Origin of the sequence: Bacillus licheniformis DSM 13 = ATCC 14580, assembly GCF_000011645.1 — a bacterium.
GTDB lineage: Bacteria > Bacillota > Bacilli > Bacillales > Bacillaceae > Bacillus > Bacillus licheniformis.
Genome location: NC_006270.3, coordinates 2,254,146 through 2,277,774, shown reverse-complemented (window position 1 = coordinate 2,277,774; position 23,629 = coordinate 2,254,146). Strand labels below are relative to the sequence as shown.

29 protein-coding genes are annotated in these 23,629 nt (G+C 46.4%); 24 read left to right on the top strand and 5 right to left on the bottom strand.

Translation table 11 applies throughout. The annotated features are described in order from the left end of the window. Window positions 1-12: 12 nt before the first annotated feature. The 10 genes from TRNA_RS33055 to TRNA_RS33010 all read left to right on the top strand — a co-directional run bounded on the left by TRNA_RS33055 (window position 13) and on the right by TRNA_RS33010 (window position 8,577). A complete protein-coding gene (locus TRNA_RS33055) occupies window positions 13-492 on the top strand; it encodes a glutathione peroxidase (protein ID WP_003182827.1) in 480 nt (159 codons plus the stop codon). Beyond that, complete coding sequence (locus TRNA_RS33050) at window positions 480-1,151, top strand: HD domain-containing protein (protein WP_003182825.1); 672 nt, start codon at window positions 480-482, stop codon at window positions 1,149-1,151. Before TRNA_RS33055 ends, TRNA_RS33050 begins: the two co-directional genes overlap by 13 nt. A gap of 30 nt (window positions 1,152-1,181) precedes the next feature. Next, entirely contained in the window at window positions 1,182-2,318 is a 1,137-nt protein-coding gene (locus TRNA_RS33045) for a conserved virulence factor C family protein (protein WP_003182823.1), read from the top strand. 329 nt (window positions 2,319-2,647) lie between these two features. Then, window positions 2,648-4,324, top strand: coding sequence for a dihydroxy-acid dehydratase (gene ilvD, locus TRNA_RS33040; protein WP_003182821.1), 1,677 nt, complete (start codon window positions 2,648-2,650; stop codon window positions 4,322-4,324). A 91-nt stretch (window positions 4,325-4,415) separates the two neighbouring features. Further along, window positions 4,416-4,850 carry a BrxA/BrxB family bacilliredoxin gene (locus TRNA_RS33035; protein WP_003182820.1) on the top strand — a complete coding sequence of 145 codons (435 nt, stop codon included), beginning with the start codon at window positions 4,416-4,418 and terminating at the stop codon, window positions 4,848-4,850. A 36-nt stretch (window positions 4,851-4,886) separates the two neighbouring features. After that, the gene (locus tag TRNA_RS33030) at window positions 4,887-5,657 is read left to right on the top strand and encodes a class I SAM-dependent methyltransferase (RefSeq protein WP_003182817.1); all 771 of its coding nucleotides are present in this window, start codon (window positions 4,887-4,889) and stop codon (window positions 5,655-5,657) included. Window positions 5,658-5,928: 271 nt separating this feature from the next. Beyond that, window positions 5,929-6,531: a YpjP family protein gene (locus TRNA_RS33025; RefSeq protein ID WP_003182812.1), complete on the top strand. Its 603-nt coding sequence runs from the start codon at window positions 5,929-5,931 to the stop codon at window positions 6,529-6,531. A gap of 15 nt (window positions 6,532-6,546) precedes the next feature. Next, entirely contained in the window at window positions 6,547-7,095 is a 549-nt protein-coding gene (locus TRNA_RS33020) for a phosphatidylglycerophosphatase A family protein (RefSeq protein ID WP_003182809.1), read from the top strand. 355 nt (window positions 7,096-7,450) lie between these two features. Further along, a complete protein-coding gene (locus TRNA_RS33015; RefSeq protein WP_003182807.1) occupies window positions 7,451-7,939 on the top strand; it encodes a dihydrofolate reductase in 489 nt (162 codons plus the stop codon). Between the two features lie 14 nt (window positions 7,940-7,953). Next, a complete protein-coding gene (locus TRNA_RS33010) occupies window positions 7,954-8,577 on the top strand; it encodes a hypothetical protein (protein ID WP_003182806.1) in 624 nt (207 codons plus the stop codon). Window positions 8,578-8,617: 40 nt separating this feature from the next. Here TRNA_RS33010 and trhA read toward each other — a convergent pair whose 3' ends face one another. Then, entirely contained in the window at window positions 8,618-9,259 is a 642-nt protein-coding gene (gene trhA / locus TRNA_RS33005; protein WP_003182805.1) for a PAQR family membrane homeostasis protein TrhA, read from the bottom strand. Between the two features lie 15 nt (window positions 9,260-9,274). After that, window positions 9,275-10,276 carry a sigma 54-interacting transcriptional regulator gene (locus tag TRNA_RS33000; protein ID WP_003182804.1) on the bottom strand — a complete coding sequence of 334 codons (1,002 nt, stop codon included), beginning with the start codon at window positions 10,274-10,276 and terminating at the stop codon, window positions 9,275-9,277. Between the two features lie 233 nt (window positions 10,277-10,509). Here TRNA_RS33000 and ilvA point away from each other — a divergent pair, with 233 nt between their 5' ends. The 7 genes from ilvA (at window position 10,510) to ypmT (ending at window position 15,421) form a co-directional block, all read left to right on the top strand. Further along, window positions 10,510-11,778 carry a threonine ammonia-lyase IlvA gene (ilvA, locus tag TRNA_RS32995; protein WP_003182803.1) on the top strand — a complete coding sequence of 423 codons (1,269 nt, stop codon included), beginning with the start codon at window positions 10,510-10,512 and terminating at the stop codon, window positions 11,776-11,778. Between the two features lie 92 nt (window positions 11,779-11,870). After that, the gene (locus tag TRNA_RS32990; RefSeq protein ID WP_003182800.1) at window positions 11,871-12,122 is read left to right on the top strand and encodes a YpmP family protein; all 252 of its coding nucleotides are present in this window, start codon (window positions 11,871-11,873) and stop codon (window positions 12,120-12,122) included. Between the two features lie 147 nt (window positions 12,123-12,269). Then, the gene (locus TRNA_RS32985; RefSeq protein ID WP_003182798.1) at window positions 12,270-13,112 is read left to right on the top strand and encodes a DegV family protein; all 843 of its coding nucleotides are present in this window, start codon (window positions 12,270-12,272) and stop codon (window positions 13,110-13,112) included. 8 nt (window positions 13,113-13,120) lie between these two features. Then, entirely contained in the window at window positions 13,121-13,711 is a 591-nt protein-coding gene (locus TRNA_RS32980; protein WP_009328047.1) for an SCO family protein, read from the top strand. Between the two features lie 142 nt (window positions 13,712-13,853). Beyond that, window positions 13,854-14,606, top strand: a complete 753-nt coding sequence (locus TRNA_RS32975; RefSeq protein ID WP_003182794.1) for an SGNH/GDSL hydrolase family protein — start codon at window positions 13,854-13,856, stop codon at window positions 14,604-14,606. 10 nt (window positions 14,607-14,616) lie between these two features. Next, window positions 14,617-15,189: a YpmS family protein gene (locus TRNA_RS32970; protein WP_003182793.1), complete on the top strand. Its 573-nt coding sequence runs from the start codon at window positions 14,617-14,619 to the stop codon at window positions 15,187-15,189. A gap of 31 nt (window positions 15,190-15,220) precedes the next feature. Continuing rightward, window positions 15,221-15,421 carry a protein YpmT gene (ypmT, locus tag TRNA_RS32965; protein WP_003182792.1) on the top strand — a complete coding sequence of 67 codons (201 nt, stop codon included), beginning with the start codon at window positions 15,221-15,223 and terminating at the stop codon, window positions 15,419-15,421. A 96-nt stretch (window positions 15,422-15,517) separates the two neighbouring features. Here the strand turns inward: ypmT and TRNA_RS32960 are convergent, their stop codons facing one another. Next, a complete protein-coding gene (locus TRNA_RS32960) occupies window positions 15,518-16,222 on the bottom strand; it encodes a DUF4397 domain-containing protein (protein ID WP_003182790.1) in 705 nt (234 codons plus the stop codon). Window positions 16,223-16,317: 95 nt separating this feature from the next. On the opposite strand from TRNA_RS32960, the gene TRNA_RS32955 reads away from it, so the two are divergent. Then, window positions 16,318-17,649, top strand: a complete 1,332-nt coding sequence (locus tag TRNA_RS32955) for an MATE family efflux transporter (RefSeq protein ID WP_003182788.1) — start codon at window positions 16,318-16,320, stop codon at window positions 17,647-17,649. Window positions 17,650-17,782: 133 nt separating this feature from the next. Next, window positions 17,783-18,871 carry a GGDEF domain-containing protein gene (locus TRNA_RS32950; protein ID WP_003182786.1) on the top strand — a complete coding sequence of 363 codons (1,089 nt, stop codon included), beginning with the start codon at window positions 17,783-17,785 and terminating at the stop codon, window positions 18,869-18,871. Between the two features lie 60 nt (window positions 18,872-18,931). Here the strand turns inward: TRNA_RS32950 and TRNA_RS32945 are convergent, their stop codons facing one another. Together TRNA_RS32945 and TRNA_RS32940 are read right to left on the bottom strand one after the other, a co-directional pair. Then, the gene (locus TRNA_RS32945) at window positions 18,932-19,183 is read right to left on the bottom strand and encodes a hypothetical protein (protein WP_003182784.1); all 252 of its coding nucleotides are present in this window, start codon (window positions 19,181-19,183) and stop codon (window positions 18,932-18,934) included. Window positions 19,184-19,248: 65 nt separating this feature from the next. Next, window positions 19,249-19,683, bottom strand: a complete 435-nt coding sequence (locus TRNA_RS32940) for a MarR family transcriptional regulator (protein ID WP_003182782.1) — start codon at window positions 19,681-19,683, stop codon at window positions 19,249-19,251. A 374-nt stretch (window positions 19,684-20,057) separates the two neighbouring features. Between TRNA_RS32940 and msrA the strand changes: the two genes are divergently transcribed. The 5 genes from msrA to TRNA_RS32920 all read left to right on the top strand — a co-directional run bounded on the left by msrA (window position 20,058) and on the right by TRNA_RS32920 (window position 23,517). Next, on the top strand, window positions 20,058-20,603 hold the full coding sequence (gene msrA, locus TRNA_RS32935) for a peptide-methionine (S)-S-oxide reductase MsrA (RefSeq protein WP_011198056.1): 546 nt from the start codon (window positions 20,058-20,060) through the stop codon (window positions 20,601-20,603). After that, window positions 20,590-21,045 carry a peptide-methionine (R)-S-oxide reductase MsrB gene (gene msrB, locus TRNA_RS32930; RefSeq protein WP_003182780.1) on the top strand — a complete coding sequence of 152 codons (456 nt, stop codon included), beginning with the start codon at window positions 20,590-20,592 and terminating at the stop codon, window positions 21,043-21,045. The genes msrA and msrB overlap by 14 nt, the downstream gene beginning before the upstream one ends. Before the next feature lie 117 nt (window positions 21,046-21,162). Next, the gene (locus tag TRNA_RS32925) at window positions 21,163-21,933 is read left to right on the top strand and encodes a GNAT family N-acetyltransferase (RefSeq protein ID WP_009328051.1); all 771 of its coding nucleotides are present in this window, start codon (window positions 21,163-21,165) and stop codon (window positions 21,931-21,933) included. A gap of 80 nt (window positions 21,934-22,013) precedes the next feature. After that, entirely contained in the window at window positions 22,014-22,142 is a 129-nt protein-coding gene (locus TRNA_RS43305; RefSeq protein WP_003182774.1) for a YjcZ family sporulation protein, read from the top strand. Window positions 22,143-22,281: 139 nt separating this feature from the next. After that, window positions 22,282-23,517, top strand: coding sequence for an MFS transporter (locus TRNA_RS32920; RefSeq protein ID WP_003182773.1), 1,236 nt, complete (start codon window positions 22,282-22,284; stop codon window positions 23,515-23,517). Window positions 23,518-23,629 lie beyond the last annotated feature (112 nt).

The window sequence follows — 23,629 nt, the reverse complement described above, 5'->3', positions numbered from 1 at the left end:
GGAGGGACCGTCATGTCCATTTACGATATCAGCGTCAAGACGATTAAAGGCGAGGACACGACACTGCGGCCGTATAAAGGCAAAGTGCTGCTCATCGTCAACACCGCCTCGAAGTGCGGATTTACACCTCAATATCAGCAGCTTCAAGACTTGTATGAAACATATAAAGACCGGGGGCTTGAGATTCTCGGCTTTCCCAGCAACCAATTCATGAATCAGGAGCCGGGCGATGAAAAAAGCATTGAAGAATTTTGCAGCGTCAATTACGGTGTCACGTTTCCGATGTTTTCGAAGGTGAATGTAAAAGGGGATCAAATCCACCCGCTGTTCCGCCACTTGACGAACAAGGCGAAGGGCATGCTTGGAACAAAAGCGGTCAAATGGAATTTCACAAAATTTCTCGTCGATCAAACCGGAGAAAACGTTGTGCGCTTTTCACCGCAAACCAATCCAAAGGAGATGGAGGAGACCATTCAGAAATGGCTGGGCTGAATCAGGAACAAACAGAACAGATCCGCTTGATGTCCGAATGGGTAAAAGAGAAGCTTTCTGCCGAAGGCACAGGTCATGACTGGCTGCATACCGAAAGGGTGAGGAACGTAAGCCTTCAGATCGCAAAAGAAGAGGGTGCAGACCTGTTTATGACCGAAGCTTGCGCACTTCTCCATGATGTGATTGATGAAAAGCTGTCCGATGAGCACCGGGTTCCGCTGCAGGAGCTGAAAAGGCGCCTGTCCGAAGAATGGAAGGTCGATCCGGAAACGGTTGACGGGATTTTTGCTATCATCACAAGAATTTCATTCAGAGACAGAGAGAAATATAAAGACGAACTTCTTTCAAAAGAAGGAATGGCTGTCCAGGATGCCGATCGGCTTGATGCGATCGGCGCCGTCGGGATCGCCAGGGCTTTGATGTATGCGGGTGCAAAGGGCCATCTCCTCTATGGGGGCGGCAATGCACCTACTGCAGTCGGCCACTTTTACGAGAAGCTTCTCCTTTTAAAAGATTTGATGAATACAAAGACGGGACGGATGCTCGCAGAAAAAAGGCATAAGCTGATGCTCGAATTCCTCGGCGAACTGGAAAATGAATGCGCCTTCTCTAGAGAAAGCCGCCTTGATAGATCAGGGCTGGGGGTTATGGTAGAATAAGACCGGATCTTTAAACAGAGGGGGACAATGATGAAAATTAAATCGATAGAACCGACACCGAGTCCGAATACAATGAAGGTGATTTTGACCGAGGAACTGCCGGGTGGAAAAAGCAATAATTATAAAAAGGATCATGCGGAAGGCGCACCTCCCGTCATCCAGGAAGTTTTAAACATAGACGGAGTAAAAGGCGTCTATCATGTGGCCGATTTTATCGCTGTCGAGCGCAATGCGAGATTTGATTGGAAAGACATCCTTCCTAAGGTGCGCGCTGCATTCGGAATGGATGAAGCCGAAGAGGCGGAGGGCCGTTCCGAAGAAAAAGAATCGTTCGGCGAGGTTAAAGTTTTCGTGCAAATGTTCAGCGGAATACCGATGCAGGTGAAATTGACCGACGGCGAGCGCGAGGAGCGCTTCGGCCTTCCAGAACGTTTCCAGGAAGCGATCTTGAAGCTTAAAACCGCGTCTTCCAACGTCGTGCTCGAACGGTCTTGGAAAGAGCAAGGCGTCAGATTCGGCGATTTTTCAGAAATCGGCCGCGAAGTAACGGAAGAGCTGGAGGCGGCTTACGATGAAGAGCGCCTGCGGAAGCTGACGGAATCAGCTGCATCAAGCGATGCTGAGGCTAAACGTACGGCTGTGCAGCGAAAGTCTTACCGGGTAACGCTTGAAATGATGGATGAGGAAGATTGGCAAAAACGCTATGCGCATCTTGAACAAATGGATCCTACTGAAGAGGATATTCCAGTACTCGAAAAAGCGCTCAATGACCCGAAAACATCGATCAGAAGGCTTGCTGTCGTTTATTTGGGCATGATCGAAACGCCTGCGGTGCTTCCCCTTTTATATAAAGCGCTCGAAGACAAAACCATCACGGTCAGAAGAACGGCCGGCGATTGTCTGTCAGACATCGGCAACCCGGAAGCGATTCCGGCGATGATCAAAGCGCTGAAGGATCCGAGCAAGCTTGTGCGCTGGAGAGCCGCCATGTTTCTGTACGAAGTCGGCGATGAAAGCGCGCTTCCCGCTTTAAAAGAAGCTGAAAACGATCCGGAATTTGAAGTCAGCCTTCAGATCAAAATGGCGATCGAACGGATCGAATACGGTGAAGAAGCAAAAGGCTCCGTATGGAAGCAAATGACGGAAAGCCGCAAAAAAGACAGCTGACAAAGACGCTGGAAACAGCGTCTTTTTTTATGCTTCAAAAGCGGCGATCGATCCGGGAATTCTGAAAAAAGTCACGCGTCTTGTAATAAAATATCACTTTTTCTATAAAAATATTTCGAATATTGTTGAAAAACAAGCTGAAAATATATATAGTAGTTAGCAATCATATGGAATGTGGAGGTTCTGATTCATGGGGAATGATTTACAGATGAAGATCAAAACAGCCGTCATCTTGCGGATCAGTCCGGCAAGCGGTTAACAGACAATTTTTAAAACTGAATATTCAGAATATATAGAATGTAAATACGAAGATGTTTAGGAGGATCACGATGACAGGTTTACGCAGTGACATGATTACAAAAGGGATCGACAGAGCGCCGCACCGCAGTTTGCTGCGCGCGGCTGGGGTAAAAGAAGAGGACTTCGGCAAACCGTTTATTGCCGTTTGCAACTCATACATCGATATCGTACCGGGTCATGTCCATTTGCAGGAGTTTGGAAAAATCGTCAAAGAGGCGATCAGAGAGGCCGGCGGTGTTCCGTTTGAATTTAATACAATCGGGGTCGACGACGGAATTGCGATGGGGCACATCGGAATGAGGTATTCTCTCCCGAGCCGCGAAATCATCGCAGATTCAGTGGAAACGGTTGTATCGGCGCACTGGTTTGACGGAATGGTATGTATTCCAAACTGTGATAAAATCACACCGGGCATGATCATGGCGGCAATGCGGATCAACATTCCGACCGTGTTTGTCAGCGGGGGGCCGATGGAAGCGGGAAGAACGAGCGACGGACGAAAAATCTCGCTTTCCTCTGTATTTGAAGGCGTTGGCGCTTATCAATCAGGCAAAATCGATGAGAAAGGACTCGAGGAGCTTGAACAGTTCGGCTGTCCGACTTGCGGATCATGCTCGGGCATGTTTACGGCGAACTCGATGAACTGTCTTTCTGAAGCTCTTGGCATCGCCATGCCGGGCAACGGCACCATTTTGGCGACATCGCCCGACCGCAGGGAATTTGCCAAACAGTCGGCCCGCCAGCTGATGGAGCTGATCAAGTCGGATATCAAACCGCGCGACATCGTGACCGAAAAAGCGATCGACAACGCGTTCGCTTTAGACATGGCGCTCGGCGGATCAACGAATACGATCCTTCATACGCTTGCGATCGCCAATGAAGCGGGTGTAGACTATTCGCTTGAACGGATCAATGAGGTAGCGGCAAGGGTTCCGCATTTATCGAAGCTTGCACCGGCTTCCGATGTGTTTATTGAAGATTTGCATGAAGCAGGAGGCGTATCGGCAGTCTTAAACGAGCTGTCGAAAAAAGAAGGCGCGCTTCACTTGGATACGCTGACTGTAACGGGGAAAACGCTTGGCGAAAATATTGCCGGACGCGAAGTGAAAGATTACGAGGTCATTCATCCGATCGATCAGCCGTTTTCAGAGCAAGGCGGACTCGCCGTCCTGTTCGGCAACCTGGCTCCTGACGGTGCGATCATTAAAACGGGCGGCGTCCAAGACGGGATTACCCGCCATGAAGGACCTGCGGTTGTCTTTGATTCACAGGAAGAAGCGCTTGACGGCATCATCAACCGTAAAGTAAAAGCGGGAGATGTCGTCATCATCCGCTATGAAGGCCCTAAAGGCGGACCGGGAATGCCTGAAATGCTTGCGCCGACTTCACAGATCGTCGGAATGGGCCTCGGCCCGAAAGTCGCCTTGATTACCGACGGCCGCTTTTCAGGAGCCTCCCGCGGTCTTTCGATCGGCCACGTTTCACCGGAAGCAGCCGAAGGCGGCCCGCTTGCTTTCGTAGAAAACGGCGACCATATCGTTGTCGATATCGAAAAGCGGATTTTAAACATCGAAATCTCCGATGAGGAATGGGAAAAAAGAAAAGCAAACTGGCCCGGCTTTGAACCGAAAGTGAAAACGGGCTATCTCGCCAGGTATTCAAAGCTTGTGACATCTGCCAATACCGGCGGCATTATGAAAATCTAGCGGTTTTTTCGCCCGGCGTTTGAAATTCAGCCCCCTCTGTAGTATCCTTGAAAACATCAGTAGTCAAGGTTTATAGAGGGGGCTTTTTAATATGTCAACAGCTTATGAAGAATACATGCGCCAGCTTGTTCTTCCGATGCGTCAGGAATTGGTGCAGGCCGGCTTTAAAGAGTTAACGACCGCGGAAGAAGTGGAGACATTCATGGAAGACGCAGAAGGCACGACTTTCGTCGTCGTCAACTCAGTCTGCGGATGTGCCGCAGGGCTGGCGCGACCGGCAGCCGTTCAGGCCGTCTCCGGAAGCGAAAAAGGGCCTGACGAGACCGTTACAGTTTTTGCCGGACAGGATCGTGAAGCAACGGCAAAAATGAGGGAATACTTCGAAGGATATGAACCGTCTTCACCTTCAATGGCACTGCTGAAAGGCAAAGAAGTCGTTCATTTCATTCCGCGTGAACAGATTGAAGGCCGTGAAATGACGGAGATTATGAAAAACATTACGGACGCTTTTGAAAAACATTGCTAAAATGCCCTTTGAAGGGCATTTTTTACGGAGAAAAACATGATTGTCACAACAAGCTACAGACCGACTGAAAGCACGATTTTAACAGCAGAAAAAATCAGCCGGACGCTCGGCGCCCGCTTTTCCGAGCGGAGAAAACGGCCGATTCGCCAAATTCGGCAAACAGAGCAGGATGATGTTCTCGTGGTTGGAAAAGAGCGCTTTGAGCTGTATCATTCAGAAGGTGAAAAGTTCTTTTTCCATCCGAACTCTGCGATGTTCCGGGCCAAGCGTATGTTAAGAGGCGAACCGGACCCTTTTGTCGAAGCTGCACAAGTTGAACCGGGGGACAAGGTGCTCGATTGCACGCTCGGTCTTGGATCAGACGCGATCATTGCGAGCCTTGCCGCAGGCGAACAAGGCGAAGTGCGCGGAATTGAAAAAAGCCCGCTTCTCGCTTTTCTTGTCGAGGCGGGGCTTCAATCGTGGGAGACCGGCCTTGACGTTTTGGATCAGGCGATGAAAAGGATTCGGGTTCATTCAGGCGACAGCATTGATTACCTGCTGGAACTTGATGATGCTTCAGCAGATATCGTCTACTTCGACCCGATGTTTGATGATGGAATCAAAGAATCAGACGGCATCGCCCCTTTAAGAAAGTGGGCGCATTCCGAGTTTACGCTTGACGGCGCTTTACATGAAGCCCTTCGGGTCGCCAGAAAAAGAGTGGTTCTGAAAGACCACTGGAAGAGTCCGCGCTTTGAAAAATACGGATTTTCCGTAAAAAAACGCAAAACGGCCCTGTTTCATTACGGTGTCCTCGAAAAATGAAAACCCAAGGTATATACCTTGGGTTTTTTTAATCTGCGATTTCCATGACGATAAAATAAGCGAGGGTAATTAATGAAGCGGCTATAAAAAGACCTTCAACCATGAACGATCACTCCCAAATTTGGAATTTTCATCTTTGATTGTAAACGTTTTATCGCTAAAAGAAAAGGCGTTTTGTAGATCAGCATCTCCACTTTATGAATGACTGAAAATTCAACCTATGATAGAATAAGAGAAAACGAAAAAGCGATCAGAAGGGAACTAATCAGTCATGAAGATGTGGATGAGAAAAGCGCTTGTCGCATTATTTACAATTGCAACGTTCGGCCTTGTATCTCCTCCTGCGGCATTGATGGCGGACAAGCCGCAGGAGCATCAGAGCGTGAAAGAATCCGGATATACGGCTGTTTATCAAAAGCAAGAAGAGCCCGAGCTTGATGAAGACGGCGAATCCAAATCTTCATTTGACACCTACAGGGATGAACTGCTCAATGAAGCTGAAGATCTATCATTCGTAAAATTCGGCAGCAGGATATCGCCGGTCATTGAAGACGAGTACAGGGAAGAAGTGCTTCCAAAGATCGAGGAGATCATCGTCAGCCATCTCATGACAATGCAGGACAATGACGCTTACCAGGATCTTGTCATTTCCAAAACGCCGACGGCGGGGAAGTCGGAGAGAATCTTCCACGTTTACAATCGGAAAACGGGGGAAGATGTGCTAAGGTTCCATGTGCGCAGGGACAAGCCGCCGCATAAAGGGTACTGGTTTAACTTTCATTACCATACTGCCGAAGACGGCTTTCAAAAACATCACGATCTCGGAAGCATTTACTGGGACCGCAATACACCGCCTAACTGGATGAGTCACTAAAGGAGATTGATGCAGATGAAGAAGTATACGATGAATGAAATGGTGCACTTAACGAAAAATATGCTGAATGAGCGCGGGGTTGCGATTGAGGATATCGCGCTGATCGTACAAAAGCTGCAGGAAAAATACCATCCTGATCTCCCGCTTGATGTATGCATTGAAAATGTCGAAAAGGTCTTAAATAAGAGGGAAATCGTTCATGCCGTTTTAACGGGGATAGCGCTTGACCAGCTGGCCGAGAAAAAGCTGTTGCCTGAACCGCTTCAATATTTGGTCGAAACGGACGAACCCCTTTACGGGATCGACGAGATTATCCCTCTATCTATCGTAAACGTCTACGGTTCGATCGGCTTGACGAACTTCGGCTATCTGGATAAAGAAAAATTCGGCATCATTAAAGAACTGGACGACTGTCCGGACGATGAGGTTCATACGTTCCTTGATGATATCGTCGCAGCTTTGGCGGCAGCGGCGGCAAGCCGAATTGCCCATTCGCATCAGGATCTTGAGGATGAAGTGCAGGAAGAGAGAACAGACGGACAGAGCGTTGCGAAAAGCCGCTGAAAGACTCGCCCGTCCCCGCCATCAGGCGGGTTTTTTTATGCGGCATATTTTACGCCTTTTCTCGAAAAATGTCTTGTTTTCGAAAGGTTAAACAAGATACACTACAAAAGGATGAAAAAAATGAAACATCATGCGGATATGTGCCGTCATATGTAAGAAAACCGGAATTGAACAAAACGGGGAATGAGACAAATGCATTCGGGCGGCCTGATCAGAATGAAAACCTCGAAGAAAGGTTCCTCTCATCACAGCTTTAACCTCCATCTTCATGCATCATGTTCACAGATGATCACACAAAAAGATGAGCATCATCCGGCATTATTTCGCTACAAACATCATAAGGAGGCATTAAACAATGATCTCATTGATTGCTGCAATGGACAGAAACCGCCTGATCGGCAAAGACAATGATTTGCCATGGCATCTGCCGCAAGATTTGAAGTATTTTAAAGAGGTGACGAAAGGGCACGCCGTAATCATGGGGAGAAAGACGTTCGAGTCCATCGGCAGACCTTTGCCCCACCGCGAGAACATCATCGTCACATCCAATAAAGAACTGGATATCCCGAATTGTCAGGTGATGCACTCGGCAGAGGAAGCGGTGCGGTTTGCGAAAAACAGAAACGAAGAATGTTTTGTCATCGGCGGTTCAACACTATACACGGAGATTCTGCCTTTTGCGGACAAGCTGTATGTGACAAAAATTGATGAAACCTTTGAAGGGGACCGGTACTTTCCTGAATTCAGCGAAGCTGAGTGGGAAATCGTTTCGAGGCGGAAAGGCCTGAAAGATGACAAAAATCCTTATGACTACGAATTCCTCGTTTATCAAAGAAAAGGATAGAGGAGAGGATTTTCATGTTGCGCTATTGTTTTTTATGGATTTATTCGGCCTATATGCTCATCAAGCATATCAAGCTTCTGCAGGCGCTGCAGACACTTGATCCGCGCCTTTCGTATGCCAATCAGATGGAAGCTGTCTTTGATAAGCCGAAAGCTTTTTTGCGAGGGTGCATCGGCTTAACCGGTTCAACCGTTTCCATCCATCAGAACGGAAGATCGCCGGCTGGCCCCGTGCTTTATGTGCACCCAAAGCTCGGCCTGTCAGAGCTTGCCGTGCTGCTTGGACACCTTGACAAAACCGCTTCGTTTTTTGCTGATCCGCGCGCCTTTCGTTATCCGCTGATCAGCGGCTGGCTCAATAAAATGGCCGCGGTCAGAAAAAGCGCCGACAAGGAAGCATCGCTAGAAGAAGTGGAAGAGATTCTCCGGAAAGGCCAAAGCTTTATTATGTCTGAAGATGACGGACTCGATTACAAATCTTTATCCAAAAGGCTCGGCATTCCGATCGTTGCAGTCGAAACAGCCGGTACGGAAGACATGAAAAAAGGCACGTTGTTCAAGAGGCTGAGACCTGTTGATATCGATTTGACGATCCACCCGGCATACGTCATGACTGAAAACAAACAGCTTCGGGCATAAAAAAACCAGGCTCCCATAATGGAAGCCTGGTTTTCGCCGTTTACGATACAAACGGCACTTTTGCCACGTAGAAAAGCACGCAGAAAAACATTGAGGCGCTGCCGCCGAGCACGAAAGTGTGCCATATCGCATGATGATATGGAATCTTTCTCCATAAATAAAAGATGGTTCCGACAGAATACAAGATTCCCCCTAAAAGCAGCAGGGCGAACCCTTCTCCGGTCAAGGCCGTATAAAGCGGCTTGATCGCAATGATCGCCATCCAGCCCATCACAAGATATACCAGTGTGCTGACAACGATAAACCGTTTCACAAAAAAGATTTTAAACACAACCCCGCCAATCGCAAGCCCCCAAACGACAGCAAGCATCGTATAGCCTAGCGCGCCTTTCAAAGGTCCGAGGAGCAGCGGTGTGTATGTCCCTGCAATCAGTACGTAGATGGCTGAGTGATCGATGATCTCCAGAATATCTTTTGTTTTTTGGTGCTGAATGCTGTGCAGAAGGGTCGAACTTAAATACAGGAACAGCATGGAAGCGCCGAAAATTGAAAAGCTGACAACATCAACCGGACTTCCGTAGCGGATCGCAAATATCACCAAAAATACGATGGCAGGTATTGACAGGAGGACGCCGAGTCCATGGGTTATTGCATTAGCAATTTCTTCTTTAATCGTGTACATACCAAGACACCCTTTCTAATCTTGAATAATGTGATGCTTTAAAGAGCTTAAAAAGCGGAGGCCTTCAAGCGTGATTTTTGTCCCGGCTCTTCCGCGGCCCTTTGTAATAAACTCTCTTTTTTCCAAATAATCCAATCTGCTTCTCACTTGCTGGGGTGTAAGCTCCGACTTGCCGCTTTTGCTCAGCTCGGACAGAACCCTGCGGCTGGCAGGCTCTCCTTTTTCATTTAATTGCTTGATTGCATCGAGCAAAAACGCAAACTCCTCTTTTTCCATTAAGGTAAGTGATGCCGAAGCCGTTTTTTTGTCCTTAGGCTTCTTTTTTTTGATTTGTTCTCTTAACGAGGGCGGTGTGTCGTAAAGCTGAATCGTTTTTCCGTCTGAGACGGTTATCATATAATCCGTCATGTTTTTGAGTTCTCTGACGTTCCCCTCAAACTCATGCTGCTCTAAAGCTTTCCAAACGACCGGTTCGACATATATGTCATGATCCCCGCTTTTTAAAAAATGATGCACGAGAAGGGGGATGTCGCTTCGCCGTTCACTAAGAGAGGGAAGCGGAAGGTCGAGCACATTGAGCCTGTAGTACAGGTCCTTGCGGAATTCGCTGCTATCAATCCGTTCAATGAGAGGCATGCTTGAAGAGGTGATCAATCTTTTTTGCATCCCTTTTTCAATGGCTGCCAAAAGCCTGCCCTGGAGATGCAAGGATAGACCCCACACTTCGTCGAGAAACAAGGTTCCGGGCTCATTCAGCTCTGAAAGAAAAAAATCTTCAGCCGTTTCATCTTCATCCAGCGTGCTGCAGCTTACATGTGTGAAGGGATCATCCTTGAAAGATGATCCGGAATGAATGGCTTTGGCGAACAGCTCTTTGCCTGTGCCTGTTTCCCCATGAATCAGAATCGGATGGGAAGATGCTGCAAATTGTATCGCTCTGTTTTTCGTTTGCAAAAAGGAATCGCATTCCCCGATCAGCTCGGAGAAACCTACGGACGGATATGTGTGTTTAATCATGGCGGCTCTCCTTTTGGTTCTAATTGGTTCTATTATAACACCCAATTAGAACAAATAAAGAGTTTTTTGAAAAAAAGTGCATGTGGCCTGCACATTAAGAATCGAAAAGAACCCCGTATATATTGAGAAAGTGTATAATATTCTGTAAATAACAAAGAATTGCCCTTTAAATTTTGAATATTCATGATATAATGGCGTATTAAATAAAGCTTTATACAGAAAGGATCTTATACATGAAACCGTTGCTTAAAGAAAACTCTCTCATCCAAGTCAAAGACATTTTAAAAGCCCACCAAAATGTAAAAGATGTTGTTATTCATACCCCTCTCCAAAAAAATGAGAGGCTGTCCGAGAGGTACGATTGCAACGTATATTTAAAAAGAGAAGACCTGCAGGTTGTCCGCTCTTTTAAACTGAGAGGCGCCTATTATAAAATGAAGCAGCTTTCAAAAGAAACGACGAAAAACGGGGTGGTCTGCGCCAGTGCAGGAAACCATGCGCAGGGAGTCGCTTTTTCCTGCAAACATCTCGGTATTCACGGAAAGATTTTTATGCCGTCGACGACCCCGAGGCAAAAAATTTCCCAAGTCGAATTGTTCGGCAAGGAATACGTCGAGATCATCCTGACAGGCGACACGTTTGATGATGCTTATCAAAGCGCAGTCGCCTGCTGCGAGGAAGAAAAGCGCGCATTTATCCACCCGTTTGACGATCCTGCCGTCATGGCTGGCCAGGGTACGGTCGCGGTCGAAATCTTAAACGATATCGAAACGGAACCCCATTATTTATTCGCAAGCGTAGGCGGAGGGGGTCTGCTTTCAGGAGTGGGAACCTATATGAAAAACGTGTCCCCGGATACAAAGCTGATCGCGGTTGAGCCTAAAGGCGCGCCGGCTCTTTTTGAATCAAACAAAAAAGGCGAAGTCGTCATCCTTGAGAAAATCGATAAATTTGTCGATGGAGCCGCTGTGCAGAAAATCGGCGAAGAGACATTTAAAACGCTTGAAACCGTTGTCGATGATATTTTGCTCGTTCCTGAAGGAAAGGTGTGCACCGCGATTCTTGAGCTGTACAACCAATGCGCGATTGTCGCCGAACCTGCGGGAGCGCTGCCGATCGCCGCTTTAGATCTTTACAGGGATGAAATTAAAGGGAAAAATGTCGTATGCATTGTGAGCGGAGGAAACAACGATATCGGCAGAATGCAGGAAATCAAAGACAGATCGATGATGTATGAAGGACTCCAGCATTATTTCATCGTGAACTTCCCGCAAAGGGCGGGAGCTTTGCGCGAATTTTTAGATGAAGTGCTCGGGCCGACCGACGATATCACCCGGTTTGAATATACGAAGAAAAATAATAAAAGCAGCGGCCCTGCGCTCGTCGGCATCGAATTGAAGCAGCGCGAAGATTACGAGCCGCTGATCGCAAGAATGGACAGGAAAGGCTTCCGCTATGTCGAAGTCAATAAAGATGAAGGGCTCTTTCATTTGCTGATTTAAGAAATTTTTTTGAAAACAAACCTAAATCACAGACAACGGCTTCAGAGATTATGTATAATAAAGAAAATATCTCATAAATGAGGATTGATAGCTTGTTACTTAAAAGCCTGGAGTTCAAACGTTCGGATGGACAGAAGGTGAAGGTGACGGAAATACCTCTGCTGAAGGAGGACGACCCGCATTTTTTTATGGCCAATCTGAGGCTTGAAATCTTTTTAAAGACGCTCTATTGCTCAAAGCGGAAAAAAAACGTCTACTCCTTTAGGGACTACTTAAAGAGAGCATTGAAATGGCAGGATTACCTGGCCATTTATCAACATGATGAATTGAAGCATAATGCATAAATATTTATGGCATTCTTTGCCGGCCCATGAAGAGAGCCTAATCCGCTTTAAAAGAGCGGAAGACGGCATCCGCCGGCAAAGAATTTTTCATGCGGATTTGGCCTCACTAGAAAATACACCATTTGAACCGACAGGATGTGAAGGGAATTGACAAGCATTAAAATTGTAACGGACTCGACCGCTGACTTGAGCGAAGAACTGCTCAGAAAATATCATATTTCCGTTCTTCCGCTCTCGATATCGATCGACGGCACTGTATACAGAGACAGATTCGATATTCAGCCGGACGAATTTATTGAGAAAATGGAGAGCGCCGCAGAACTCCCGAAAAGTTCACAGCCGCCTCTAGGCGCTTTTATCGAACTGTATGAAGAGCTGACCGCTGACGGAAGCGAAGTGATCAGCATCCATCTCTCAAGCGAATTGAGCGGGACATACCAGACTGCTGTAAGCGCTTCAAATATGGTCGGCGGGAACATTACGGTGATTGATTCCATGTATATTTCAAAAGGCCTCGGTTTTCAGGTCGTGCGGGCCGCCTTGCTGGCCGAAGAGGGCATGACGGCCGAAGCGATTGTAAAAGACTTGGAGAACTTGCGCGACCGGACTTCCCTCTATGTGACAATTGATCATTTTGACAACTTGATCAAAGGCGGCCGCATCGGGAGGGGAAAAGCGCTGCTCGGCTCATTGCTCAAGGTTAAGCCGATCGCGAGGCTTGAGGACGGAATCTATACGCCTGAAAAAAATGTCCGGAGCAGCAGTCAGCTTATCCGTTATTTAACTGGTCAATTTGTTTCAGCGGTTAAGGGAAGGACGGTACAGGCGATCGGAATCGCCCATGCCGATGCGCTCGATCTCGCCCATCGGCTGAAAGACTCCTTGCTTGAACATATCCCGGGAATCGATATTGATATTGACTACACCACACCGATTATCTCGGTTCATACCGGAAAAGGAGCGATCGGTTTTACCTTTTACACCGATTGAAAAAGGGGATGGAAGGATTGAAAAACGTTTTTGGCATTTTCCTTGCAGGTATTCTCACAGTGTTTCTTTCGTCCTGCGGAACTAGCAAGATTGATAATCCTTTGAACTATGATGTACAGTCTTTTTCTTTTCAAAATCAAGACGGGAAAGCGGTGACTCTTGAAAGTTTAAAAGGCCAGGTGTGGGTGGCTGACTTTATATTTACGAACTGTGAAACGATCTGTCCGCCGATGACTTCACATATGGCTGAACTGCAAAAACAAATGGAAGAGGAAAACCTGCAGGCCCGCATCGTCTCATTCAGCGTTGATCCCGAAAATGATACGCCTGAAAAATTGAAGAAATTTGCGGCCAACTACCCGCTCAGTTTTCAAAATTGGGACTTTTTAACCGGATACTCGCAGGAAGAAATCGAAAAGTTTGCGCTGAAAAGCTTTAAATCAATCGTGAAAAAACCTGAAGATGAGGATCAGGTGATTCACCAATCGTCATTTTATCTAGTCGATCAAAACGGCAAAGTCGTCAAGGATTATGACGGTGCAAGAAATACGCCGTACGATGAAATCATCGCCGATATTAAGACGCTGGAAAACCGTTGATAAAAACGGGCGACCTGCCGCTAAAGCCTGTTTCCTGAACACCGGAAAACAGGCTTTTTTTTACATCGGCCAAATGATTTTCAAAAGAATCAAAACATGGTACACTTTTTTTTAGGTTATCAAGAAGGAAGGGGCATCATTATTGAACATACGTTTTATTACAGTCATGATGGCCCTCGTCTGTCTGCTTTCAGCCTGTACGGAGTGGAATGCGGGTGTTGAAAAAACATCGGTCTCCCCTAAGCGCGATATCGTGATTGCAGCGGTGGGCGATTCTCTGACAGAGGGGGTAGGCGATCAAGAAAAGAAAGGCTATGTCGGCATGGTGGCCGATGAGCTTGAAAGCCGGAGCGATGTGAAGTCCGTAACGGTCAAAAATTATGCCGTTAAAGGCTCCCGGACTGATCAGCTGCTTGAAAGATTAAAAGACAAAGAAGTACAAGAGGGCCTGAAAGATGCAGACTACATTTTGTTTACAATCGGGGGCAACGACCTGATGAAAGTCGTCCGCCAAAACTTCGCGCACTTAACGCTCACACCTTTCCGTGCTGAACAAAAACTGTTTGAAAAGCGGTTTTCGAATATTTTAGCGGAAATCAGAGAGCAAAACGCCAGCGCTGAATTGATTTATGTCAGCATGTATAATCCGTTTAAGTTTACGCTGTCTGAACTGCGGGAAGTTGACCAAGTCGTAGACGAATGGAATGAAGGCGCGGAAAAAAGGCTGAAGAAGGTCTCCAACACGAAAATGGCGGATATCGCTGATATTTTTGAGGAATACAGCGATGAAAAGAAGATTGCAGAAGACGAGTTTCATCCTAATCAATACGGGTATTCTTTAATAGCGAAACGCGTTTACGAACAAATTAAAAACGAAGACCTCCCAGCAGAATAAGGTGAAAAAAATGAAGAAATGGAAGAGCTTATTTTTAATTTTAGCAGCAGTCAACGTCATGATACTTGCCGGGATTTTCATTCTCATTTCCCTGCCCGGCGGACAAAAGGAGCCGCCGCGTCCGACTCCGAGCGAATATCAATTGAACGTGACGAGCACGAAAGATTCATTGGCCGCATTCATCAACACGTACTTGGAAAAGGAGTCTTCGCCTGATCTTGACTATCAAATCGAAATCGATGATGAATTCCATATCGTCGGTGCGATCCGCGCCTTTTCCTCGACAGTCGATGCGAGGGTGTCCTTTCGGCCGACGGTGGAAAAAAACGGAGACGTGGTCCTTGACGTGACGAGATTTTCGATCGGCAAGTTGAATGTTCCGATATCGATGGTGCTCAACTACATGGATCAATTTTATGACCTTCCTGATTTTGTACACGTTCGTTCAGACGCTAAAGAAATTCAAGTTCGTCTGTCAGAGATGCCGCTTAAAAACGGAATGTATGTGAAAGCAAAAGACATTGATTTAGAAAAAGATCAAATCGAATTTGTTTATTACAAGCCTGCACAAACAGATTCATAAATCGTGCAGCGGGGTTTACAGGGGTGAACATATGGAACGTATCTACACATATTTCAGCTTGTTGTCTATGTTGTTTTCACTGTACTTCGGCGGTCTCGCCGCCTTCAGTTTCGTTGATGAAAACATGGACAAGATGTATTTGAACATCGGGTATTGTGCGTTGTTTTTAAGCATTATGATTTTTACTCTTGATGCAAAAAAACACAAAAAAACTGACCATCACAATCAATAATTGCCGGCAAAATCCTAAAACATGAGATCGTTTTAGGATTTTGTTGTCCCTGCATTCAGCAGACTGTAAAAGAGACATCGGGTCTCTTTTTTTTCGCTATGAAGGCGGAGCTTTGACGGGAAACGGCGCCGCTTTTATTTCGAGAGAAGGAGAGCCGTTGACGAAACCGAGGCCATACAACGTTGTGGATTCGCCGGCATGAAGCGTGATCCTCGGGGCCTTCAGCAGGACTGCTGTTGAACCGGCCCCCCTCAGCTCGACGTCCATTTTCTGTGAACGCACCGGGATGTACCGGGTAACAGATTGAAAGGGGACGCCGGAAAACAGGACAGGTCCGTTTTGCACTGCAAAGTCAAGAGCGGGAGAGTCCGGCGAGAGATGGACGCATCGAATGCTGCGGCTTTCCGGATCAGCCGCAGGCTGGTCATACATTCCGACGGGAACGAGCTTTGCGGCTGTGCCTGTGACAGCAACCGTGCAGTACCGGCCGTGGATCAGGTGATACTGTACCGTAAGCAGGGGACCGTTCGCCCAGCCTCTTCGAAAAACGTCGATTTGAATACGGCCGGCAGGAAACCGGACATAAGAAGATAAATCTGTATAGGAGACGTTTCGAAAAACGGATATCCCGTTTACGAAAACGTCGAGATTGTCGGTATGAGGAGCCGCGTGGAGCAGTCTGATCATCACTGCTTTTCCGCTGTTTCGAAAATAAAAGGGCGCCTCGGCAGGCAGAACATCATAGCGGCTCCCCTGGAAGCCTTCCGCCATATAACGGGCATTATGAACTGCAGAGAACATCTTGTCACGCCCCTTTGCATGCTTTCTGACATCATATGAGGCTGCGAAGCCATCGGTCACATGTGATCAAGACGACAGATGAAAAGGAGAAAACAATGAAAACGGACTTTACATACGGAAATGTATTTAAACAGCTGGTCTATTTTTCCGGACCGATCATTTTAGCCAATCTTTTGCAGATTTCATTCCAATTCGTCGACAGCTTGTGGGTCGGAAATCTGCTCGGAGCAAAAGCTCTTGGTGCTGCGGCCGTCTCAGGAACGGTTTTCTTTACGGTGCTGTCGTTCGTATTGGGCGTCAACAATGCGGCGCTGACGATTCTTGCGCAGCAAAAAGGAAAAGGGGATAAAAAGGGACTGGCATCATATGTAAACGCGTTTGTCGTTCTGATGACGGCGATGAGCGTATTGCTCGGGGTTATCGGCTATTTTTTCACAGAGCCTTTGCTCTCGCTACTTCAAACGCCTGGCAATATGATGGATTTGGCCGTAAGCTATTTGAGGATTCATTTTATCGGGATTATATTTTTATTCGGCTATAATTTCATCAGTACAGTATTAAGAGCGGTCGGCGACAGTCAAACACCTTTGCGTTTCGTCCTGTTGGCCGTCATCCTGAACCTGTTCATGGATCCGCTGTTTATCTCGGTATTCAACCTCGGAATTGCCGGAGCGGCCTATGCAACCGTCGTGTCCCAAGGGATTGCTTTTATTTACGGAGTGGTCTATACGGTGAGAAAGCAGCTTGTTCCATTTTCAAAGCCGGCGCTTCCATCGCTGGCAGAGACGTCCGTCATTTTGAAGCTCGGAGTGCCTGCCGGCTTGCAAATGATGGTGATTTCAGGCGGCTCGATGGCGATTATGAGCGTTGTCAATTCATTTGGAGAAAGCGTCGTGTCAGGGTTTGGCGCGGTACAGCGGCTTGACAGCCTGCTGATTCTCCCAGCGATGGCCATCGGCACGGCTGTCAACAGTATGGCTGGCCAAACCTTCGGAAGCGGCGACATGGAGCGTACGAAAAAAATCGCCAACTACGGCGTCATTTATGTCCTGCTGTTTATGGCTGCCGTCAGCACCGCGATATTTCTGACAGGCTATCACGCGGTCAGGCTGTTTATATCGGAAGCCGATTCAGCCGCATTCGGGGAAGAGTATTTAAAAACGATTGCTTTTTTCTATCCGTTTATCGGAATTAACTTTGTGTTGAACGGTGTTGTAAGGGCAGCCGGAGCGATGTTTCAAATTTTGGTGCTGAACGTGATTTCTTTTTGGGCTTTGCGCTATCCGTTTACATATCTATTTTCAAAGTGGCTTGGCGAGAACGGCATAGCGCTGGGCATCGGAATGAGCTTTATGCTGAGCAGCCTGACCGCCTTTTTATATTACCGCTACGGGAAGTGGAAGCACCTCGTTCTATTTGAAAAATGAAAGCAAGCTCCTCCGGCAAGCCTCGGAAACCAGATCCCGCCGGGCGTCTGAAGAAAGGAACAAAAATGCTTTTAACGTCTTAATAATTGACGATATATACAATATAAAATGAGTTTGGCGCTGGGGGCTTGTCATGTTTTTAATCGATTTATTTTTGAATTTGTGCATTTTAATTACTTCGCTCTTTATTTACACTCAGCTAAAGTGGAATATTTTTTCCCGAAAAGCTACAAACAAACAACTTGATTGGATTGACGGCATTCTTGGCGGGGTGCTCGGAAATGTGCTTATGTTCTTTTCGATCCAGGCAACCGATGAGACGATCGTCGACTTGCGTTATGTCCCCGTCATGATTTTGTTTTTATTTACGGGCGCCTTTCCGGCCTTTATCTGTTCTCTGCTGATTATAGGAGGAAGGTTTGTTTACGGGACGAATACATCCTCGATTGCAGCGCTTATAGGTATGATCGTGATATTCGCAGGATATTATCTCATTCTTCGGATCATGGATAAAGACGCCGGCACTTATCGAAAGACATTTGCATTAGTTATTTTTGCCAATGTGGCGATTTCAATTGTGATCTTGATGATCCTTCATGATTTCTTCTTAATGAAAATGTTATTGACGTGGTTCTGGATTTTATCTACTATCGGCGGCTTTACGTCAGTATACATCGTCTCATATTTAAGAAAATCTCATTTTCTGTTAAAAAAGTATGAAGAGGAATCGTCGATTGATTATTTAACGGGATTGAATAATGTCCGGCAATTTGATGCGATATGGAATGCTCATATTTCAAACGCAAAAGAGAAGAACGAGAAACTGTCTTTGCTTTTGATCGATATCGATTATTTCAAAACGATTAATGATACGTACGGACATTCAAATGGAGATGCGATTTTAAAAGAATTAGGAACGATTTTAAAAAAGTCTGCCCGATCGGAAGATATCGTATCAAGAAACGGCGGAGAAGAGTTTTCGGTCATATTGCCGAACTGTTCCCATTCGCAGGCTGCAGAGATTGCTGAGAGGGTGCGCAAGGAAGTGGAGACACACACTTTTTTCATTTCTCATTCAAAAAAGATTCATATTACGGTTTCGATTGGAGTTGCGGCATTTCCGGAGGTGATTCACAGTACGGGAGAGCTGATTGAAAAAGCCGATCAATGTTTGTACAGGGCTAAACACCTTGGGAGAAACAGAGTGTGCACCTCCGTTTGAACTCGCATTCAGCTGAATGAAAAAGGATAGATGAAACGAGGTTCATCTATCCTGTCTTTTTTATGTTCGTTTATCGAATTCAGCAAGTTTGATAAAAGTCTTCTCATCCTCAATTAATCCGCACGCGCCGCACTGCACTTTTATGGCAGGGCCGCTGTACGGCAGGTGAAAAGGCGAAAGCTCGTCATCTGAATACGTTTCCACTATTTCCCCTGTTGCCGGATCAATCTTAACGGATGTCGGGGACTGTTCGATTAAGTTGAACCGTGTTCGGTTTGTTTTGCAGTTTGGACAAAGGTAAGGAGCAGTCATAGGTCAGTACACCTCTTTTTTATTTTAAGGTGCACGGATTCAGGCCAATTTATGTAAAGTCCGGGTTAGCGCTGTTCCCGTTTTTTGTCCAATTTGCTGAACAGTTCAATCAGCGTTTTCAGCTCTTCATCACTGTAGCTGCTGAACCGCTTGAAATAATATTCCGTTTTCTTTTCTTCGAAATATCTGATAATTTCTTTTCCTGCGTCTGTCAGATGGATTTTGATGATCCGTCTGTCTTCTTTTGACCGGACTCTCGTGATCCAGCCTTTTTCAACCAATGCATCGGTTACAGCTGTGATATGGCTTGCTGAAACGCCTAAAATCGTTGCAAACTCCGTGACTTTCTTTGGACCTTGCTCGCTCAGCAGGCGGAGAATCATGAATTCATTGCGGGACATCTCTTTTTCGAGCAGCTCATTTATCTCATCACGTATCTGTTTAAATACTGTGCGAAGCAGTGCTTCCATATCATACATCATTTGTTCTCTAACTTTCAAAATTTCGCCCCTCCATATAATTAGCAAATTTCAGCTTTGTTTAAAAAGGAATGACCGAATCAGCATGATTATCATTTTTCATGAACATGATATCACTATGATACCATAATTTTTGCTTTTCAAGTGTATGTTTCAGAAGATTTTTAGTTCATTTGACCATCAATTGAACAACGGTCTATGGCAATTATATATGAATACAGCTGTTTCTTAGAATATGCCGATGGCAATGACATATTATTGTCATAATTTTCTTTTTAGCCAGCGGCTGATGAATGTGTTAAAAGTTGTTTCCTGTGAGCGGGAGCGGGCTTAAAAATGAGCATGCTGTGATATAATGGTTCCCAACAAGTGTTGAAGAGAAGGAGGCAGAACAGATGGCTGAAAAACGCGAACTCGCCACATTTGCCGGAGGCTGCTTTTGGTGTATGGTCAAGCCTTTTGACGAACAGCCGGGCATTCTAAAAGTCGAATCCGGCTATACCGGCGGCCATACGGAAAATCCGACCTATGAAGAGGTGTGCAGCAATACAACGGGACATAGGGAAGCGGTGCAAATCACATTTGATCCCGATGTCTTTCCATACGAAAAACTGCTGGAACTCTACTGGCAGCAAATCGATCCCACTGACAGCGGAGGACAATTCACAGACCGCGGAGAGTCTTACCGGACAGCGATTTTTTACCATAATGACAAGCAGCGGAAACTCGCTGAAGAATCGAAGAAAAAGCTCGGAGAAAGCGGCATCTTTAAAGATCCAATCGCGACCGACATTCTGGAGGCCGGGCCATTTTATCCGGCTGAGGAGTATCACCAGGACTATCATAAAAAGCACCCTGAACGCTACACACAGTATCGGATCGGAAGCGGAAGGGAAGGATTTTTACAACAGCATTGGGGGCGAAAGCATGACGAACAATAAAGAAGAACGGCTGAAACAGCTGACCCGGATGCAATATGAAGTAACGCAGAAAAACGGGACGGAGCCTCCATTCCAAAACGAGTACTGGGACCTGCATGAAGACGGGATCTATGTCGATATCGTTTCAGGGAAGCCGCTGTTTTCATCGCTTGACAAATTTGACGCACACTGCGGCTGGCCAAGCTTCACAAAACCGGTCGATGCCGGAGAAATCGAAGAAAAGCTGGACACTTCACACGGCATGATTCGGACTGAGGTGAGAAGCAAGTCTGCCGATTCCCATCTTGGACACGTGTTTCCGGACGGACCCGGACCGGACGGCCTGCGCTATTGCATCAATTCAGCCGCCCTCCGGTTTGTGCCGAAGGACGACCTTGAGAAAGAAGGATACGGCGAATATGTCAAACTGTTTGAACGCAAGAAATCCGGAGAGGAAAGCTGAGGAGAGCAGCATGCAAGATGATCCTTTTTTCAAAGGGTCATCTTTTTTTAGAGGATTTTCTGCTCTGAAAGCGAAAAAACATTACAATAGATCATCTTGAGAAAAGAGGCAGCCGTTGTGACATCCATTTCAAACACAGAAGACCGTTATTTAATGCTGACATGCAGCAAAAAAATTGAATCCCATTATCATATATACACAGATGAGGAGATCCCGCAGATGTTTTCCTCTCATTTTCTGCAGCTGCAGGACGATTTTCCGCTGACAGAGCTGTACTCCCTGCTCGTTCGGACACCCGAAATTTTAAAACGAAATTATGTTCATGTGAAAAGCTCTTATAAGCGGGATCTGCCTTTTACGATGAAAAAGTCGCTCTTTGATCTTGGCTATATTCTTGATGAAGAATTGTTTTATTCCATCAGGCTTGCAGATTGGAAAGGAGATTCCCCTGGTGTACGGGCAGAGTGGGGGACGGAGAAATCGCTCATTGACGGCTGCCGCATGATGCAGGCTTATGATACATTGTCTATCAATGAAGCGTTTGCGAAGGAAAAGCTGCTGCGCAAGTATCCTTTTTATGAGGAAGGCATCATTCAGCTGTGTGTCTGCTACTCGGAAGAAGGCGAACCGATTGGATGTGCTGAGCTTTATCTCGATCACGACGAAAACGTTGCTAAAATCGAAGAAGTCGCCATTTTGGAGCCATACCAGCGGAAAGGCTATGGATCGGGCCTTATCAAGCAGATGCTCACCGCCGCCAAACAATCGGGCATGGAATCGTGCTATCTTGTAACTTCGGGAAGCGATCAGGTGAAAACGTTTTATGAAAAGCTGGGCTTTCAGCAGAAGGAAAAGCTCACGACAATATTTAAATATTTGTTCGTATAAAGTAGGCAGGTGCACATACCAATTGGGACTTGGCCTGCATAGGCTGGGGTGTAGACTTTATACGAAAGGATGATAAGCCTGTGCATTACTCCCATTATTGCTGTCCTACTGGAGGATACGGCTACGGGTTTCACGGAAGAAACACATTTGTACTCATCGTTGTCCTCTTTATTTTGCTCATCATTGTCGGTGCGGCTTTCATTTGCTAGCTAAAAGCCCGACGCCCGGCGCTTGACATGCTCACAAAGCCTTCCATCCGGAAGGTTTTTTTTGTTTTTGTTGTAAAATTTTGCATTCGTATGTAATATGGTCATGAGGTGAAAATATCGGACAAACGGGGGAGAAACTTTGAAATATGCTTGGGTCATAAAAGGGGACTTTTTCAGACTGTGGTCTGGAACTTTTTTATCGCTCTTTAGTTCGGTTCTTTTCTATTATTCATTGGTATGGTGGTCCTTATCTGAAACCGGGAGCGCCCTTTCGGGAAGCGTCGTGATCGGCATCGGGCTGACTGTCTCGATTTTGGTATCGCCGTTTACAGGCTGGCTGTCCGACAGGTTTCACAGGGGAAAGCTCATTGCGGCTTCGGATATGATCATTTCAGCTGTATTTTTAATGATCGGATTTTTGGCGCTGTCAGGCATGAATTCGGTTTTTTTGCTGGCCGCTTCAAGGGTGATCGTATCGGCATGTTTGACCGCAATCGAACCCGCTGCAAGATCGCTCTTGCCAGATACATTGAGAAAAGAACAAATTGAAAAAGGAATCGCATTTCAAGAAGTGCTCACACAGCTCATCCAAGTGATTGTTCCGCTTGTCACAGGGGTTCTGTTTTCCTTTTTGCATTTTGGCTGGTTATGGGTGCTGTGCGGAAGCCTTTCCTTCTTGTCGATCTTTTTGGAGTGGAGAATCAAAGATGAAAGGGGCAGCCAAAAGCGTATTCCTTTTACCAATAAACAATTGTTCAGCGGTTTTACAAGCTTGTATCAAAATAAGCCGCTCAAGTATTTGTTGTATGGGACGAGCATACAGCAGCTTGTATTCAGCGGTTTTCCGATATATATCGTCATTTGGACTTCGCTGCTTTTAAAAGATCAGGCCTGGCTGGGCGGCGCTTTCCAATCATTTTGGGCGTGCGGGACGCTGTGTGCGGCGCTTTTCTTGTCCTTTATCGCAAAACCGGAGCACGCAAAAGCAGCTGTGCCTGCTTTAATGCTGATTTTCGGCCTGCTTTTGTCTCCTCTCGGCTGGATTGATCATGTCGTGCTGGGCGCTGTGAATTTGATCGTCATCGGAATGATCAGCGGCGTCGTCAACATCTATATTGAAGGTTACTTGCAAAGGGTAACGGAAGGTGAAAATAGAGGCAGATCGCTGGGCGCTTTCTTTGCGGTCAACAGCTCTTTTATGCCGCTCGGCTATGCTGCCGCAGGGATGTTGTCGGAGGCCGTCAGTCCGGAATATTTATTCCTCATCGTCGCACTGCCCGCGCCGTTCGCTGCGTTTTCAATGATGAGATCATTTTATTTATGGGAAAAACAGACGAAGGAAACGGTCGCTTTGCAGGATGAAACGTCAATATAAACCAGCGCGCCCTGAAAAAAAGGAAGGACATGTCCTTCCTTTTTTTGTTTGCGAAAACGGCGTTTGCTCCGAAATCAACCATTTCCGCGTGAAAAGAGAATGCCGCCTTTTC